The organism is Methylocystis sp., assembly GCF_051062815.1.
In the GTDB taxonomy this organism is placed as follows: domain Bacteria; phylum Pseudomonadota; class Alphaproteobacteria; order Rhizobiales; family Beijerinckiaceae; genus Methylocystis.
In genome coordinates, this window is sequence record NZ_JBPFDU010000080.1 from 90,387 (window position 1) to 105,976 (window position 15,590).

Consider the following 15,590-nt stretch of genomic DNA (forward strand, 5'->3'; position numbering starts at 1 on the left):
TTAGAGAAAGGCCTCCCAATTGCTACCCAAAACTTCTAGCCGACGCTATAAGGCGCGCGGCACAGGAGGAGCCGGCGCATGCGGAAGATCAAGGTTGCAAGCCCTGTCGTCGAACTTGACGGCGACGAAATGACCCGCATCATCTGGGCCGCCATCAAAGAAAAGTTCATTCGGCCCTATCTCGACGTCGATCTCCTTTATTACGATCTCTCGATTCAAAATCGCGACGCCACCAATGATCAGGTGACGATCGACGCGGCCTACGCCATCAAAAAGCATGGCGTCGGCGTGAAATGCGCGACGATCACGCCCGATGAAGCGCGGGTGAAGGAATTCCATCTCAAGGAGATGTGGAAATCGCCGAACGGCACCATCCGCAACATCTTGGGCGGCGTCATCTTTCGCGAGCCGATCATCTGCAGAAATGTGCCGCGATTGGTCCCAGGATGGACGCAGCCGATCATCATCGGGCGCCATGCATTCGGCGATCAGTATAAGGCCACTGACTTCCAAGTGCCGGGCAAGGGTCGTCTGACGATCAAATTCGAAGGCGTCGACGGCGACGTCATCGAGAAGGAAGTCTTCAACTTCCCCGGCTCCGGCGTCGCGCTGGCGATGTACAATCTTGACGAGTCAATCGGCGAATTCGCGCGCGCCACGTTCAACTACGGGCTCACACGCAGATATCCGGTGTATCTGTCGACCAAAAACACGATCCTGAAAGCCTATGACGGCCGTTTCAAAGATTTGTTCCAGGAGATTTACGACGCCGAGTTCAAATCGAAATTCCAGGCGCTCGGCCTCACCTACGAGCATCGTCTGATCGACGACATGGTCGCCTCGGCGCTCAAATGGTCGGGGGGCTACATCTGGGCGTGCAAGAATTACGACGGCGACGTCCAGTCCGACACGGTGGCGCAGGGCTTCGGTTCGCTCGGTCTGATGACGAGCGTGCTCATGACGCCCGACGGCAAGACCGTCGAGGCCGAAGCCGCCCACGGCACGGTCACGCGCCATTATCGCGAGCACCAGAAGGGGCATGAGACCTCGACCAACTCGATCGCCTCGATTTTCGCCTGGACGCGCGCGCTCGGGCATCGCGGCAAGCTCGATGGGAACGACGAGCTGATCCGCTTCGCCCGCACCCTCGAGGAAGTGTGCGTCGCGACCGTCGAGTCGGGCTTCATGACCAAGGATCTGGCCCTGCTTGTCGGCTGCAATCAGAAATGGCTGTCGACGACAGGCTTCCTGGACAAGATCGACGAAAATCTGCGCAGAGCCATGGAGTGAGGGCGGCGCGGGGAATGATTGTATGTGGCGCCCGTCGCGGCTATATAGGCGTCGCCTATAGGCCAATTAAGGATTCGCGAGATGGCGGTGGATCTGGAAGAAACGTATAAGCCTTCCGAAGACGAACCCTTCATGTGCGATCGGCAGCGCGAATATTTCCGGCGCAAACTGCTGGCTTGGAAGGAGGACATTCTGCAAGAGAGTCGCGAAACGCTGGCCACTCTGCAGAATGAAAACGAAAACCATCCTGATCTGGCAGATCGCGCGTCGTCCGAAACCGATCGCGCCATCGAACTGCGCGCGCGCGACCGGCAGCGCAAGCTCATCGCCAAAATCGACGCGGCGCTGACGCGCCTCGACGACGGCAGTTACGGCTATTGCGAGGAAACGGGGGAGCCGATCTCCCTCAAGCGCCTCGACGCGCGTCCAATCGCGACCCTGTCGATCGAGGCGCAGGAGCGTCACGAACGGCGCGAAAAAGTCTATCGAGACGATTGAGTCCGAAAGCCTTGGGGAAAAAGTGAGGGCGTCGCCGTTGGCGACGCCCTTTTTCATTCCTTCTGATCCGAGCGGCCGAGCAGTCGCGCCATCTCCGCTTCAAGCGAGTCCAGCGGATCCACGTCGGCCGGAGCCGCCGACGGCGGTGGAGGAGGCGGTGGCGCCGCAGGCTTTGGCGGCGGTGGCGGCGCAGGCGGTGGCGCTGCAGGCCTGGCGGCGGCCGGCGACGGCGGCGCTGCGGGCCTTGGCGCCGGCGGCGGTTCTGCCGGCCTTGGAGGAGCCGCGGGCGGCAGAGGAGGCGGAGGCGGGGCCGCGGCTTCTGGCGGCGGCTCCTTCGGACGCGGGGCCAGCCGCTGCTGAGCGCGCGCCAGGAAAGGCGGCGTCGGCGAGCGGGGCGGAGCCGGGCGCTGCGGCGCGGCCGGACTCGAAACTCTCGGTCCGGCTGGCGGCGGCGGCGGGGGAGGCGGCGGCGCAGCAGGCCTCGGAGGCGCCGGCGCGAAGAGGTCAGGCGGCAGATTGACGGGGCCCGCCGCCGCGGGCTTCGGCAGCGGCGTTTCGAGCTCTCGTGGCGGAGTCGGGGGCCCGGCGGGCCAGTTCGCCGCCGCCGGCGGTCCCGGGCGCTGCTCCGGCCCGCGGCTGACAGCGCCTTCAAGCCGGCTGATCGTCGCTTCGACGAGGATGTCGGTAGGGCCGCCGATCAGGAGCAGATGTTCAACGTTGTCGCGCCGCACAATGACGAGCTGGCGCTCGCGGTCGAGGTCGTAGACATCGACGACGTCCAGCCGGCGCGCGCGATTGCGGCCGCCGGGCGAACGGATGCGGCGTCCGAACAACAGACGGAAAATATAAAGCACGAGCACCGCAGCGACGAGGAACGCAACGAGCGCTCCAAGCGCCGGCAGCAGTTGAGTGAATTTATCGGGCATGAACGGCTAGTCTCTCGTTCGAACGCGCGTGAACCTTGCCAAATTAACAGCTTTCCTGGCAAGCGCCGAAAAAAGGTTAATGATTGGTTAATGTTTGGCTAATCAGCGCCCTTCCCACGTCCGGCGTTGCTATTATTGGCGTTCACGGCCATTGTTTTAGATGATTCTGTAGGCGTCGGCAGACTAATAATCGGCGCGCCGGCGTCAGCATGGCCGTCGCGATCGGCGATATATGACGCGGGTGGTTAAGAAATGAGCGACAGGACCGAAGCGTCCGACTTGGGACGCAGCGAGCGGCCCGCCAATGTGGGATTGACGCTCGCCCTCGTCATCGCGTTGGTCGCGGGCGTCGCCGCCTATTACCTGACGCCTTCGGACCTCGCGCCGCGCGTCACCATTCTGGCGCTCGCGGTTTTCGGCGTCGCCGGAATCTTCTTTCTTTTCGCCTATGCGGTCGGATTGATTCACTTCTCCGGCCGAGTCGCGGGCAACGACGTGACGAAGCTCATCGCCGACGCTTCCGGAGAAGGGCTACTCGTCACCAGAGGCGACGCGCGCATCGTTTACGCCAATGAAGCCTATACGGCGATGTGCGACGCGAAAGACGCTTCCGGCGTTCAGCCGGTCGAGCGGCTGTTCTCAGGGCCGCCTGAGGTCTCGGAGGCGATCTACCGACTGGCCCAGGCGGCGCGCGCCGGCGTTTCGCATAGCGAAGATCTGCGGCTTTCGCCGCCGCTCTCGGGGCAGGGGCCGGTCGGCTGGTACCGGATTCGCGTTCGGCCGCTGCCGACGACGTCGAGCGGGCGGTGCTGTCTATGGGCGGTGGCCGACGTGACCGCCGATCGACAGCGGCAGGAGAACGTCTTCCAGGAGCTGCAGCACGCGATCGATTTTCTCGATCACGCGCCGGCGGGCTTTTTTTCCGCCAGTCCGGACGGCGCCGTCTCTTATATGAACAAAACGCTCGCCGGATGGCTGGGCTACGATCTCACGCAAGTTGGATCTGGCGGCGCGACGCTGTCCTCCATCGTCGCGCATAGCGGCGCGGCGCTTCTCGCCGCCATCTCGGGCGCGCCGGGCGACGTGCGCGCCGAGCAGATCGACCTCGACCTGCGATGCCGCAACGGCAAGTCGCTGCCGGTGAGGCTGCTGCATCAGGTCGCGTTTGGCCAGAACGGCGAAGCCGGCCCTTCGCGCACCTTGGTGCTCAACCGCGCCTCCGGCGAGCAGCCGGAAGAGAATTTGCGCGCGGCGGAGGTGCGTTTCGCGCGCTTCTTCAACTCGACGCCGATGGCGATGGCGACGCTCGACGGCGAGGGCCGCGTGCTGACGTCGAACGCGGCCTTCGCGAAATTGCTGCCCCAAGCGCTGAAGTCGGGCCAGGGCGCAGCCGCGGCGCCATGGTCGGTGCTGACGGGGCTCGGTGAACGCGACGGTGCCGCCCTGCGCGCCGCGATCGAAGACGCGATCGAAGGCAAAGGCGAAGTGCGCCCGATCAACGTGGTGTTCGAGGAAGACGCCGCCGGCGCGGCGACCCGTTCGGCGCGTTTCTTCGTCTCTTCCGCCGAGGACGCCGGCAAGAAAGGCGCGATGGTCTATGCGCTCGACACGACCGAGCAGCGCAAGCTGCAGGAGGAGTTCGCGCAGTCGCAGAAGATGAATGCGGTCGGCCAGCTCGCCGGCGGCATCGCGCATGACTTCAACAATATGCTGACGGCGATCATCGGCTATTCGGATCTGCTGCTCTCCAGCCATAGGCCGACCGACCCCGCCTTCCGCGATATCCGCCAGATCAAGGAAACCGCCAATCGCGCGGCAGGCCTGACGCGGCAGCTGCTCGCCTTCTCTCGCCGGCAGACGTTGCGCCCGCAAGTCCTGCAGCTCGGCGACGCGCTCTCCGAAGTGCAGAATTTGCTGCGCCGCGTCGTCGGCGAAAAGAACGAGCTCGAACTGCGTCTGGGTCGCGATCTCTGGTTCGTGAAGGCCGATATCACCCAGTTCGAACAGGTGATCATCAATCTCGTCGTCAACGCGCGCGACGCCATGCTGGAGACAGGCGGACGGGTGCAGATCCGCACGCGCAATGTCGCCGCCTCGGAGTGCGCCGCCTTTAATGAGGCGGCTCTGCCGGCGGCGGATTATGTGCTGGTTGAGGTCGAGGACTCGGGCAGCGGCATTCCCGCCGATGTGAAGGAAAAGATCTTCGAACCCTTCTTCACGACGAAGGAGGTCGGCAAAGGCACGGGGCTTGGCCTTTCGACGGTCTTCGGCATCGTCAAGCAGTCGGGCGGCTTCATCTTCGTCGACAGCGAGGTCGGGCGGGGCGCGGTGTTCCGCATTTTCCTGCCGCGCTACGCGCCGGAGGAGAAGGAGACGTCGCAGAAGGCCGATACGCCCAAGGTCGCTGCGGACTACACGGGACAGGGCGTGGTTCTCCTCGTCGAAGACGAGGACGCCGTGCGCTCGATCGGCGCGCGAGCCTTAAGTTCGCGCGGATTCACGGTGCTCGAAGCGGCCACGGGCATGGAGGCGCTCGAGGTCGTCGAGCGCGTCGACGGCAAGATCGATCTCATCGTCTCCGACGTGGTGATGCCGGAGATGGATGGTCCCGCGATGTTTGCCGAATTGCGCAAGCGCGGCGTCGTCGCGAAGGTGATCTTCGTTTCCGGCTATGCCGAAGAGGCCTTCGCCAAAAACCTTCCCGAAGGCGATTTCGGCTTCCTGGCGAAGCCGTTCTCGATCAAACAGCTGATCGAGACGGTCAAGGCGCATATGCCCTGACGCGGCGCAGAAATCAGCTCACAATGCCGGCGCGACGACTCGCACGCGGCGCTTAATTCCATCAGCTCCAACGATTTCGCGATAGGTTTCCGGCGTAGCGGCCGCGCCGTCCGCGGCGCTGGGCTGCGCCTGGGCCGCCGGTTCCACCGTCGCCGTCGATTCTGGCGCCGCCGGCGCGGAGCCCTTCGCTTTCCGACCGCGTGCAACGCCGGGCGGCAGCGCGCGCGACAATTGCTCGGCCTGCTCCGCGGTGACGACCTGATCCTTCGCATTGCGCTCGGCGATAAGCCGCTCGGCGTCGGCGAGCGCCTCGGCCCAAGACCGCCCCGGCGGCTTGCAGCCGCAGGACGGATCATAGGTCGTCTCGAATTTATGCGCGTTGGGATGGTTCGAATAAGCTTCGCCGTCGATCGAAAGCGCGGAACTGAGACCCTTCCATTGCGACGCCGTGTAGAGTTTCACCTCGGCGTTGGGACACAGCGCCCGGCACATCGTCGCGAGATCGTCGAGATTGGAGCTGCGCGCCGAATAGTTGATCGGGAAAAAGCCGCCGTCGCATGCGCGCACGCAGATCGCCATTGGGCCCCCGCGCGGCGTTCCGTCCGAAGGCTCCTGATCCAGGTCTGGACCGACCGGAGCTTCGCGCATTCCCGAGCTGTCGTCGGGCATGACGCCGAACAGCTCCTCGAAGAAATTGCGTGGCCGTGCGACGCGCGCCTGCGCCGCCTGAGGATTGCGGCACTCCGCCTCATAACGAGCGGCAAGCGCCTGACGCTGGCCGCCGTCGTCGGCGCTGGCCCGCTCATAGGCGGCCACGGCGCCCGACAGCTGATTCAGTTGCGCGTTGATTTGTCCGCACTGGGGCGGCGGCGGATCGCCGAAGAAGAGGAACTGGCCCCGGTCGCAGCCCAGCGCGCGAGCGCGCGCGGCGACGCGGGCGTATTCGCCGCGCTGCTTCGCCGCCGCGGCCTGGAATCGACCAACCCGGCTGCCGGCGCTGGCGCGGGCGATCTGCGCGCGCAACTCCGTACAGTAGGGACTTTCCCCTGCTGCCGGCGAAACGGCGAGGAGGCCGAAAGCGACGCCGACGGCGGCGGCGAGTTTCGTTCGCCTCAAGGCGCTTTTCGTCAAAAAGAGCTTTATGGTCGCGGCCTCATTGAAGTTTTTGGCTCTCTTCACATTCTGGCAAGAAGCCGAGAAACGCTCGCGCGGTCGCTTAATGACGGATGTTCCGGCGCGCGTCGCTTGCGACGAATCGCGTCATTTTCACCAAACCAGGCCGCGGAGCAAATGTCGCTCGATTAATCGCGTCCATCATGTCGGCAACAAGGCGCCCGGCCGACGCCGCCAACCCGCTTGGCGCGCGTTGAATTTTTTGCCGCGCCCAGGGTCGAAGCCCTTCCCTTGCCGCGGTGCTTCGCCCATATCGGCAACGGCGTCGCTCGAGCGCGGCGCGCGAAAAAGTGGAATTGAGGTTTTTCGCCTAGAGCGCGCTCTAAGCTTTCGAAATCGGTCACGTTGTCCGTCTGGGGCGATTTCGCCCAAAGGCGGCGTGATCTAGGAGGTTGCCGACATGAAGCGTTCCAAATTGCTGGCTCTGATTTCGACGGCCTTTCTTTGTTTCGGCGCCGCGACGGCCTTCGCGCAGAATGGACCGGATCTCATCTTCCGCAAATCGGTGGATTTCAAGCTTCTCACGCCAAACGACAAGCTCGCGACCTACGGAATCGACGATCCGATGATCGATGGCGTTGTCTGCTACTATACGGCGCATGAAAGAGGCGGCGTCGCCGGCCTGTTCGGGGTCGCAGAGCAGTCGTCGGAGGTTTCGCTCGCCTGCCGGCAATACGCCCCGATCAAATTCAAGGAGAAGTTCGGCCAGGGCGATACGGCGTTCAGCGAGCGGCGTTCGCTGCTGTTCAAGCGCATGCATATCGTTCGCGGCTGCGATGCAAAGCGCAATGTGCTGATCTATATGGTCTATTCCGACAAGCTCGTCGAAGGCTCGCCCGAGAGTTCGACCTCGACCGTCGCCATTCAGCCCTGGGCCGGCCAGAACGAAGTCCCGCGATGCGGAGAGTTTCTGCGCTGACGCTAATCGAAGCAGGCGACGACCGCCGCATCCGGCTCGATAGAGGCGCGCGCAGCGTGGACGTCGACCGAGGCGGTCACATCGTTGGCGCGGCCGAAAGTTCTGGCCGCGCCATGCCCGTGCGCCGCGCACCAGGAGTCGGCGACGATCTTGCCGCAATCGGCCTTGTGCGTGAGGCATTCCGTCAGGCCGTAGCCCTCCTGATCGGAGATGACATAGGCGGCGCCAGCGCTCGCCTCGGCCTGTGCGTCGCAGGCGTAGCCGGCGCCGAACAGCGCGCCCGCGAGCAGCGGCGCAAGCGCGCGCCGCGCGATCGGCGCCTCATATTTCCACATAATGAACGAGTCCCAAATGACCGAGACGGCCCTCGTCAGAGCTAGCGCAAAGCGGTAAAACCCGAGTTAAACCTCCGCGGCTCGAATCGGTGTCGCGCTTGACGCGGCGGCGCGCTTTGGCGCATGGTCGCCGCCATGACGCCTCGGCTCACCATTTGTCGGAAGACCATTATCAGCTAGCGATCACGCTGGCCGGAGCCGTCACGTCTCTCAAAACGACATGAAGCGACGCCCCGGCCGGCGGCCTTGCGGGGAAATTCATGTCGACGCCTGCGCTGAAAATTTACAATACGCTGACCCGGACGAAGGAGGAATTCCGTCCGATCGATCCCGCGCATGTGCGCATGTATGTCTGCGGGCCGACGGTCTACGACTACGCCCATATCGGCAACTCCAGGCCGCTCATCGTTTTCGACGTGTTGTTTCGTCTGCTGCGCCATCTCTACGGCGCCGAGCATGTCACGTACGTTCGCAACATCACCGACGTCGACGATAAGATCAACGCGCGGGCCGCTGAGCGCGGAATCACCATTCGCGAACTGACGGAAGAGACCAACAAGGTCTTTCAGCAGGACGTGAAGGCGCTGGGCTGTCTCGAGCCGACCGTGCAGCCGCGCGCGACCGAGCACATCGCGCAGATGGTCGCGATCATCGAGCGGTTGATCGCCTCTGGCCACGCCTATGCGGCCGACGGCCATGTGCTCTTCGACGTGCCGTCCATGCCGAGCTACGGGCGCCTGTCGCGGCGCTCGCTCGATGAAATGATCGCCGGCGCGCGCGTCGACGTCGCGCCCTATAAGCGCGGCGACATGGATTTCGTGCTGTGGAAGCCGTCAAAGGAGAACGAGCCGGGCTGGGACAGCCCGTGGGGCAGGGGACGTCCCGGCTGGCATATCGAATGTTCGGCGATGTCCTGGGCGCACTTGGGCGAAACCTTCGACATCCACGGCGGCGGCATCGACCTCGTCTTTCCGCATCACGAAAACGAAATCGCGCAAAGTTGCTGCGCCTTCGGTCAGGACGTGATGGCGAATTACTGGATGCATAATGGCTTCCTGCAGGTCGAGGGCGAGAAAATGTCCAAGAGCCTGGGGAATTTCGTGACGATCCACGAACTGCTGCATACGGAGAAGTTTGGGGGGCGGAAGTGGCCGGGCGAAGTGCTGCGGCTTGCGATGTTGAAGACGCATTACCGCCAGCCGATCGATTGGACAGTGAAGGCGCTGGAGGAGGCGGAACAGGCGCTTTCGTCGTGGTATGGACGAATATTTGAACTTGGATTGGATACGGACGATCAATTCGCCGCTCCGGTGTCGGCAGTTAATGCCTTGTCGGATGATTTGAATACCGCGCAGCTACTCGCTGAATTGCACTCATTGGGCAAGCGCGGATCGTATCCTGAGCTGTTGGGCGCGCTTCAGCTAATCGGATTCACGGGAAAGGGAAGCGCAATTAATACAATATTCGGGACAATGCGCGCATCTGAAGCCCCCGATACCATGTCCGCCGCATTGGGTGTTGAAACCGAATTTAAGCAAGTTATCAACAACCGTGTATCGGCGCGCAATGCCGCCCGCGCCTCAAAAAATTGGGCCGAGTCAGACCGCATCCGCGACGAACTCGCCGCCATGGGCATTATTCTCAAGGATCACAAGGATGGCGCGACGACCTGGGAGGTGAAGCGATGAGCGCTCCTCTCTCAATCAAGCGCGCGCAACCCTCTCCCATTGGGAGAGGGTGGCCGCGGAGCGGCCGGGAGAGGGGTTGCCGCGCCGGTCGTTTGCGCGCGCCTTTGCGCCCAACATCGTTGCCCCTCACCCCGGTCCTTCGGACCGACCCTCTCCCTCTGGGAGAGGGTGGGGCCGCGCGTAACCTGCGTCGCCGGGCAAGCCCTTCTCTCTCAATCAAGCGCGCGCCACCCTCTCCCCTGGGGAGAGGGTGGCCGCGGAGCGGCCGGGAGAGGGGTTGCCGCGCCGGTCGTTTGCGCGCGCCTTTGCGTCCCGGATCGTTGCCCCTCACCCCGGACCTCCGGTCCGACCCTCTCCCCATGGGAGAGGGTGGCGCTGCGCGTAACCTGCGTCGCCGGGCAGCGCCTTCTCTCTCAATAAAAGGCGCGCAACCCTCTCCCATTGGGAGAGCGCAGCCGCGGAGCGGCCGGGAGAGGGGTTGCCGCGCCGCTCGTTTGCGCGCGCCTTTGCGCCCCGGATCGTTGCCTCTCACCCCGGTCCTTTGGACCGACCCTCTCCCTCTGGGAGAGGGTGACGCGAACCTTTTTTCAGTCGAGGCGGGGCAGGGGCGTTCGCGGCATGCGTGCGCGAGCAATATCGACGGCGCGAAGGATTTCCTGCAGAACCCAATCCAATCGTTCTTTCACCTCGTCATTCGTGAAGCGCAATTCCAGATAACCGTGACTTTCGATCGCAGCGCGGCGCGCGGCGTCAGAAAGCGGTTGATCTGCATGATGGCCGCCATCGAGTTCGATGGTGAGTCCGAGGCTGTAGCAGCAGAAGTCTGCGATATACCCCGCAATCGGAGCTTGACGGCGAAACTTGAGCCCATGGAAACGCGAGGCGCGCAGTTCACGCCAGAGGATTTCCTCGGGACCCGTGCTCTCGCGCCGCAGTCTGCGCGCGATGGAAATGTTCTTGCCCGCCATTTATCGATCAAATCGCAAAATTCGATAGCGGGAAACCCCTCTCCCGGCCGCGCCGCGGCCACCCTCTCCCATCGGGAGAGGGTTCGTTCCGCGAGGTCGCGATATGTCCAACGATGACTGGAAAAAGACGCTTCCCTTCAAGCGCCACTGGGCGCTCTATCTCGCGTTCAAGCTGATCGTGCTGGCGCTCGCGGCGTTCATCGCCTGGCATCTGCTGCGCGCCTTCGAGATCGTGTGATGGCGCGCAGCGCGCAAACGCCCGGTCTGCGGCCGTTTCTGCCCGCAGACGCCGCGACGCTCGCGGCGCTCTTTCGCGCCAGCGTCGAGGCGCTTGCAGCCGATGACTATGATGAAGCGCAGCGCGAAGCCTGGGCGGCTGCGGCTGACGACGAAGCGGCCTTCGCGTCGCGCCTCGCCGACGCGCTGAGCATCGTCGCGCTTGTTGACGGGGACATCGCCGGCTTCGCTTCGCTGCGCGACAACAAGATGTTCGACATGCTCTATGTGCGGCCCGACATCGCGCGCAAGGGGGTCGGGTCGGCGCTCGCCGAGGCGATCGAAAAACTCGCCGCCGCGCGCGGCACGACACTGCTGACGGTCGAGGCCTCCGACGCGGCGCAGGACTTTTTCGCGGCGCGCGGCTATGTGGCCACGACCCGCAATATGATCGAGATCGGCGGCCAATGGCTCGGCAATACGACGATGACCAAGGAGCTGGCGGCGCCCGCCGCCGGGAGAGCGCATTGATGGCCAAGGAACGGGCCAAGGAACGGCTGACGCTATACGACACGACGCTGCGCGACGGCGCGCAGACGACGGGCGTCGATTTCTCGCTCGACGACAAGCGTCAGATCGCCGCCATGCTGGACGAACTCGGAATCGACTATATTGAAGGCGGCTATCCCGGCGCCAATCCGCTCGACACCGAGTTTTTTGCGCGGCGTCCGAAACTACGCGCGCGCTTCGCCGCCTTCGGCATGACGCGGCGGCAGGGCCGCTCGGTAGAGAATGATCCGGGCGTCGCGGCGCTCCTCGACAGCAGCGCCGACGTCGTCACTTTCGTCGCCAAGAGCTGGGACTTTCAGGTCCGCGTCGCCTTACGTTCCACGGAAGAGGACAATCTCGAGAGCGTTACGCAATCCGTAAAAGCCGCCGTCGCGCGCGGCAAGGAAGTCGCGGTCGATTGCGAGCATTTCTTCGACGGCTTCGAGGCCAACCCCGACTATGCGCTGGCCTGCGCGAGGGCCGCGCATGCGGCTGGCGCGCGCTGGGTCGTCCTCTGCGACACCAACGGCGGCACGCTGCCGCACGAGGTTGAAAGCATCGTCGCGGAGGTGGTCAAGCAGATTCCAGGAGACCGCGTCGGTGTGCATTGCCATGACGACACCGGACAGGCGGTGGCGAATTCGCTTGCCGCCGTGCGCGCCGGCGCGCGGCAGATTCAAGGCACGCTCAACGGTCTTGGCGAACGCTGCGGTAACGCCAATCTCACGACGATCATTCCGACGCTATTGCTGAAGAGCGAATTTGCCGAGCGCTTCGAGATCGGCGTGACGCAAGAGAAGCTGACGCATCTGACGCGCGTGAGCCATGCGCTCGATGAGCTTCTCAACCGCGCGCCGAACCGCCATGCGCCCTATGTCGGCGCCAGCGCCTTCGCGACCAAGGCCGGCATTCACGCCTCGGCGGTGCTGACCGATCCGCGCACGTACGAACATGTCACGCCGGAATCGGTCGGCAATGTGCGGCGCGTGCTCGTATCCGATCAGGCGGGACGCTCCAACATCGCGGCCGAGCTTGGCCGATTGGGCGTCGTCCTCGACAAGGACGATCCGCGTCTGGCGCGGCTTCTCGACGAGGTGAAGGAGAAGGAAGCGCAAGGCTACGCCTATGAGGGCGCCGACGCCTCGTTCTTTCTTCTGGCGAAGCGCGTGCTCGGCGAGGCGCCGCATTTCTTCGACATCGAACGCTACAGCGTCGCGGTCGATCGGCGCTTCGCCCGGAATGGCGGCTTCGAGGACCAGGGCGCCGAGGCGATCGTCAAGATCAATGTGGATGGCGAGAGCCGCATTTCCGCCGCCGAAGGCAACGGCCCCGTCAACGCCCTCGATCTCGCGCTGCGCAAGGATCTCGGCGCCTATCAGCGCTTCATCGAGGACGTTCGGCTCGTCGACTATCGCGTTCGCGTGTTCCAGGGCGGCACAGACGCGGTGACGCGCGTTCTCGTCGAATGCGCCGACGGCGAGGGCGAGCGGTGGTCCACCGTCGGCGTTTCGGCCAACGTCATCGACGCGTCCTTCGAGGCGCTCGTCGACGCGATCAACTACAAGCTGCTGGTGTCGGTCGAGCGCAACGACCGTGAAACCGCTAAAGCCGTTCGGTGATAGCTGTCTCGCTGATGTCAGGCGAATGGCGGACCGCTGCGAAAATCATCGGCAGGATGTCTTCGACGCGTTCGGCCACGAGATAGCGCACGTTATCGACTTCGCCGAAGAATTCCTCGTTCCGCATATGAGCGAAAAGCGACAGCAGCGGCCGCCAGAAGCCGCCGATGTCGGCGATGACCAGAGGCTTGGTGTGACGGCCGAGCTGGATCCAGGTCAGCTGCTCGGTCAGCTCCTCCAAAGTGCCGATGCCTCCAGGCAGCGCGATGAAGGCGTCGGATCGCTCGAACATCAGGCGCTTGCGCGTGTGCATGTCGTCGACGACGACGAGTTCCGTCGCGCCCGTAAAGGGAATCTCCCTTCGGTCCAAGAACTCGGGAATGATTCCCGTGACAACGCCCCCGGCGGCGACCGTGGCCTTCGCCAGAACGCCCATTAAGCCGATCGCCCCGCCGCCATAAACGAGGCCGACCCCAGCGCGCGCCAGGGCGACGCCCAACGCGCGCGCCGCCGCCGTGTGACGCGGATCGGCGCCGATCGAGGAGCCGCAATAGACGCAAACATTCTTGATTTCTCGCATGTGCATTCTCATGCAGCGTTCGACGGCGCCTCGCGCGGGGTGCGCATTGCTTCTAAACGTCATATATGACGCCAAGCCAGCCATGACGCCAAAGGCCGCGACGACGGCCCATTCATTCGGAGACATATGATTAGACCCGATCAAGGCGAATCGAGCGATCCCCACGCGCTCGATCCGGACGACGCCGCGCCTCCGCCTGTTCCTGAGCAACAATTGTCGGAATCCTCTCTTTTCAAGACGATACGGCATTTGTGGCCCTATATTTGGCCGCGCGGGCGCCGCGATCTCGAGCTTCGGGTCGCCGCCGTGTTTGCGCTGCTCGTCGTCAGCAAGCTGTTCAACGCCGCGACGCCTTACGCCTTCAAATGGGCGACGGACGCGCTCGCCGAGGGCGGCGTCGGCGCCTGGGGAAAGGTGGCGGCCGCCGCGATCTATTTCACGCTGCTGATGGGCGCCATGCGCATCGTCACCGTCGTGCTGATGCAGCTGCGCGACGGCATTTTCGCCGCGGTGGCGATGCACGCCGTACGCCGGCTGGCGACCGATCTCTTCGTGCATATGCATGAGCTGTCGCTGCGGTTTCATATCGGCAGAAAAACCGGCGGGCTGACGCGCGTGCTCGAGCGCGGGCGCAACGGCATCGAGACGCTGTCGCGTCTCATCATGTCGACGGGCGCCCCGACAGTGCTCGAGGTGGCGCTGGTGCTCGGCATATTTCTCTACCAGTTCGGTTGGCGTTACGGGCTCGTCCTGGTCGCGACTCTCGCCGGATATTTTCTCTATACGACGCTCGCGACAAACTGGCGGATCGCCATTCGGCGCAGGATGAACGACAGCGACACCGACGCCAATCAGAAGGCGATCGACAGCCTGCTGAACTATGAAACGGTCAAATATTTCGGCGCGGAAAGGCGTGAGGCTGAGCGCTACGACAAATCGATGATCCGCTACGAGCAGGCGAGCACGCAGTCCTATGTCTCGCTTGCGGTGCTCAACGCCGGCCAGACAGTGATCTTTATCATCGGACTCACCACCATGATGGTGATGTGCGTCTATGGCATCGAGGCAGGCCGCAATACGGTCGGCGATTTCGTCCTGATCAACCTGATGATGGGGCAGCTGGCGCAGCCCTTGAATTTCATGGGCACCTTCTATCGCGAGGTGCGGCAGGCGATCATCGACATCGAGACGATGTTCTCGATTCTGGCGCAGAGCCCCGAGATCTTGGACACGCCCGGCGCGGCTCCGCTTGTCGTGCGCGAAGGGCGGATCGTTTTCGACAATGTTTCGTTCCACTACGAGCCGAACCGGCCGATCCTCAAGGGCGTGAGCTTTGAAGCCGAGCCCGGACAAACCATCGCGATCGTCGGGCCGTCCGGCGCCGGAAAATCGACGATCTCGCGCCTGATGTATCGTTTCTACGAGCCGCAAGGCGGCCGCATTGCCATCGACGGGCAGAACATACTGGATGTCACGCAGGAAAGCCTGAGGGCGGCGATCGGCATGGTGCCGCAGGACACCGTGCTGTTTAACGATTCGATCGGCTACAACATCCGCTATGGACGATGGGACGCGAGCGACGAAGAGGTTCGCGAAGCGGCCCGGCTCGCGCAGATCGACCGCTTCATCGAGAGCGTGCCGGAAGCTTATGAGGCGCAGGTCGGCGAGCGCGGGCTGAAGCTTTCCGGCGGCGAGAAGCAGCGCGTGGCGATCGCCCGCACAATTCTCAAAGGTCCGCCGATCCTCATCCTCGACGAAGCGACGTCGGCGCTCGACAGCTTGACGGAACATGAAATTCAGGAGGCGTTGAGGCGCGTCGCCAAAGGCCGCACCACGCTCGTCATCGCGCATCGCCTGTCGACCATCGTTGACGCCGACGAAATCCTGTTTCTGGATCATGGCCGCATCGTCGAACGCGGCACGCATAAGGCGCTGCTGGCGCTTGGCGGCCATTACGCCGGCATGTGGAACCGCCAGCGCGAGGCGGCGGAGGCGCGCGCCAAATTGCTGGAGGCGGAGCGGGAAGAATTGGAGGAAGCGGAGTAGCC

At 63.8% G+C, this 15,590-nt stretch carries 15 protein-coding genes; 11 read left to right on the forward strand and 4 right to left on the reverse strand.

Features of this window, described 5'->3' with window-relative positions:
* The first annotated feature begins 78 nt into the window (after nucleotides 1–78).
* From ACR65W_RS17260 to cckA, 5 genes are all read left to right on the forward strand, one after another.
* On the forward strand, nucleotides 79–1,290 hold the full coding sequence (locus tag ACR65W_RS17260) for an NADP-dependent isocitrate dehydrogenase (RefSeq protein WP_434500739.1): 1,212 nt from the start codon (nucleotides 79–81) through the stop codon (nucleotides 1,288–1,290).
* A gap of 81 nt (nucleotides 1,291–1,371) precedes the next feature.
* Nucleotides 1,372–1,788, forward strand: coding sequence for an RNA polymerase-binding protein DksA (dksA, locus tag ACR65W_RS17265; protein WP_014890379.1), 417 nt, complete (start codon nucleotides 1,372–1,374; stop codon nucleotides 1,786–1,788).
* Between the two features lie 157 nt (nucleotides 1,789–1,945).
* Nucleotides 1,946–2,308 carry a hypothetical protein gene (locus ACR65W_RS17270; protein ID WP_434500740.1) on the forward strand — a complete coding sequence of 121 codons (363 nt, stop codon included), beginning with the start codon at nucleotides 1,946–1,948 and terminating at the stop codon, nucleotides 2,306–2,308.
* A gap of 187 nt (nucleotides 2,309–2,495) precedes the next feature.
* Nucleotides 2,496–2,816 carry a hypothetical protein gene (locus tag ACR65W_RS17275; RefSeq protein ID WP_434500741.1) on the forward strand — a complete coding sequence of 107 codons (321 nt, stop codon included), beginning with the start codon at nucleotides 2,496–2,498 and terminating at the stop codon, nucleotides 2,814–2,816.
* Between the two features lie 150 nt (nucleotides 2,817–2,966).
* Nucleotides 2,967–5,495 carry a cell cycle histidine kinase CckA gene (gene cckA / locus ACR65W_RS17280; RefSeq protein WP_434500742.1) on the forward strand — a complete coding sequence of 843 codons (2,529 nt, stop codon included), beginning with the start codon at nucleotides 2,967–2,969 and terminating at the stop codon, nucleotides 5,493–5,495.
* Between the two features lie 18 nt (nucleotides 5,496–5,513).
* On the opposite strand, the gene ACR65W_RS17285 is transcribed toward cckA, so the two are convergent.
* Complete coding sequence (locus ACR65W_RS17285) at nucleotides 5,514–6,611, reverse strand: DUF2865 domain-containing protein (RefSeq protein ID WP_434500743.1); 1,098 nt, start codon at nucleotides 6,609–6,611, stop codon at nucleotides 5,514–5,516.
* A 457-nt stretch (nucleotides 6,612–7,068) separates the two neighbouring features.
* Here ACR65W_RS17285 and ACR65W_RS17290 point away from each other — a divergent pair, with 457 nt between their 5' ends.
* A complete protein-coding gene (locus ACR65W_RS17290) occupies nucleotides 7,069–7,587 on the forward strand; it encodes a CreA family protein (protein WP_434500744.1) in 519 nt (172 codons plus the stop codon).
* Nucleotides 7,588–7,589: 2 nt separating this feature from the next.
* Here the strand turns inward: ACR65W_RS17290 and ACR65W_RS17295 are convergent, their stop codons facing one another.
* Entirely contained in the window at nucleotides 7,590–7,922 is a 333-nt protein-coding gene (locus ACR65W_RS17295) for a hypothetical protein (RefSeq protein WP_434500745.1), read from the reverse strand.
* A 260-nt stretch (nucleotides 7,923–8,182) separates the two neighbouring features.
* Between ACR65W_RS17295 and cysS the strand changes: the two genes are divergently transcribed.
* Nucleotides 8,183–9,610 (forward strand): cysteine--tRNA ligase, encoded by a 1,428-nt coding sequence (gene cysS / locus ACR65W_RS17300; protein ID WP_434500746.1) that lies wholly within the window; start codon nucleotides 8,183–8,185, stop codon nucleotides 9,608–9,610.
* 587 nt (nucleotides 9,611–10,197) lie between these two features.
* Here cysS and ACR65W_RS17305 read toward each other — a convergent pair.
* Entirely contained in the window at nucleotides 10,198–10,578 is a 381-nt protein-coding gene (locus tag ACR65W_RS17305; protein WP_434500747.1) for an endonuclease domain-containing protein, read from the reverse strand.
* Between the two features lie 103 nt (nucleotides 10,579–10,681).
* Between ACR65W_RS17305 and ACR65W_RS17310 the strand changes: the two genes are divergently transcribed.
* Genes ACR65W_RS17310 through cimA form a run of 3 tightly spaced genes read left to right on the forward strand, consistent with a single transcriptional unit; the run spans nucleotide 10,682 to nucleotide 12,962 of the window.
* The gene (locus tag ACR65W_RS17310; RefSeq protein WP_269750296.1) at nucleotides 10,682–10,816 is read left to right on the forward strand and encodes a hypothetical protein; all 135 of its coding nucleotides are present in this window, start codon (nucleotides 10,682–10,684) and stop codon (nucleotides 10,814–10,816) included.
* Entirely contained in the window at nucleotides 10,816–11,325 is a 510-nt protein-coding gene (locus ACR65W_RS17315; protein WP_434500748.1) for a GNAT family N-acetyltransferase, read from the forward strand. The genes ACR65W_RS17310 and ACR65W_RS17315 overlap by 1 nt, the downstream gene beginning before the upstream one ends.
* On the forward strand, nucleotides 11,325–12,962 hold the full coding sequence (gene cimA, locus ACR65W_RS17320) for a citramalate synthase (protein WP_434500749.1): 1,638 nt from the start codon (nucleotides 11,325–11,327) through the stop codon (nucleotides 12,960–12,962). The genes ACR65W_RS17315 and cimA overlap by 1 nt, the downstream gene beginning before the upstream one ends.
* Here the strand turns inward: cimA and ACR65W_RS17325 are convergent.
* Nucleotides 12,946–13,542 (reverse strand): TIGR00730 family Rossman fold protein, encoded by a 597-nt coding sequence (locus ACR65W_RS17325; RefSeq protein WP_434495781.1) that lies wholly within the window; start codon nucleotides 13,540–13,542, stop codon nucleotides 12,946–12,948. The two genes, cimA and ACR65W_RS17325, sit on opposite strands and share 17 nt — an antisense overlap.
* A gap of 126 nt (nucleotides 13,543–13,668) precedes the next feature.
* On the opposite strand from ACR65W_RS17325, the gene ACR65W_RS17330 reads away from it, so the two are divergent.
* Nucleotides 13,669–15,588, forward strand: coding sequence for an ABCB family ABC transporter ATP-binding protein/permease (locus ACR65W_RS17330; protein ID WP_434500750.1), 1,920 nt, complete (start codon nucleotides 13,669–13,671; stop codon nucleotides 15,586–15,588).
* The last annotated feature ends 2 nt before the right edge of the window (nucleotides 15,589–15,590 follow it).

Bases quoted from the DNA above. Each gene is read 5' to 3' on its own strand.
- ACR65W_RS17260 (WP_434500739.1), top strand. From the start codon at position 79: ATGCGGAAGATCAAGGTTGCAAGCCCTGTCGTCGAACTTGACGGCGAC.
- dksA (WP_014890379.1), top strand. From the start codon at position 1,372: ATGGCGGTGGATCTGGAAGAAACGTATAAGCCTTCCGAAGACGAACCC.
- ACR65W_RS17275 (WP_434500741.1), top strand. From the start codon at position 2,496: ATGTTCAACGTTGTCGCGCCGCACAATGACGAGCTGGCGCTCGCGGTC.
- cckA (WP_434500742.1), top strand. From the start codon at position 2,967: ATGAGCGACAGGACCGAAGCGTCCGACTTGGGACGCAGCGAGCGGCCC.
- ACR65W_RS17290 (WP_434500744.1), top strand. From the start codon at position 7,069: ATGAAGCGTTCCAAATTGCTGGCTCTGATTTCGACGGCCTTTCTTTGT.
- ACR65W_RS17295 (WP_434500745.1), bottom strand. From the start codon at position 7,922: ATGTGGAAATATGAGGCGCCGATCGCGCGGCGCGCGCTTGCGCCGCTG.
- cysS (WP_434500746.1), top strand. From the start codon at position 8,183: ATGTCGACGCCTGCGCTGAAAATTTACAATACGCTGACCCGGACGAAG.
- ACR65W_RS17305 (WP_434500747.1), bottom strand. From the start codon at position 10,578: ATGGCGGGCAAGAACATTTCCATCGCGCGCAGACTGCGGCGCGAGAGC.
- ACR65W_RS17310 (WP_269750296.1), top strand. From the start codon at position 10,682: ATGTCCAACGATGACTGGAAAAAGACGCTTCCCTTCAAGCGCCACTGG.
- ACR65W_RS17315 (WP_434500748.1), top strand. From the start codon at position 10,816: ATGGCGCGCAGCGCGCAAACGCCCGGTCTGCGGCCGTTTCTGCCCGCA.
- cimA (WP_434500749.1), top strand. From the start codon at position 11,325: ATGGCCAAGGAACGGGCCAAGGAACGGCTGACGCTATACGACACGACG.
- ACR65W_RS17325 (WP_434495781.1), bottom strand. From the start codon at position 13,542: ATGCGAGAAATCAAGAATGTTTGCGTCTATTGCGGCTCCTCGATCGGC.
- ACR65W_RS17330 (WP_434500750.1), top strand. From the start codon at position 13,669: ATGATTAGACCCGATCAAGGCGAATCGAGCGATCCCCACGCGCTCGAT.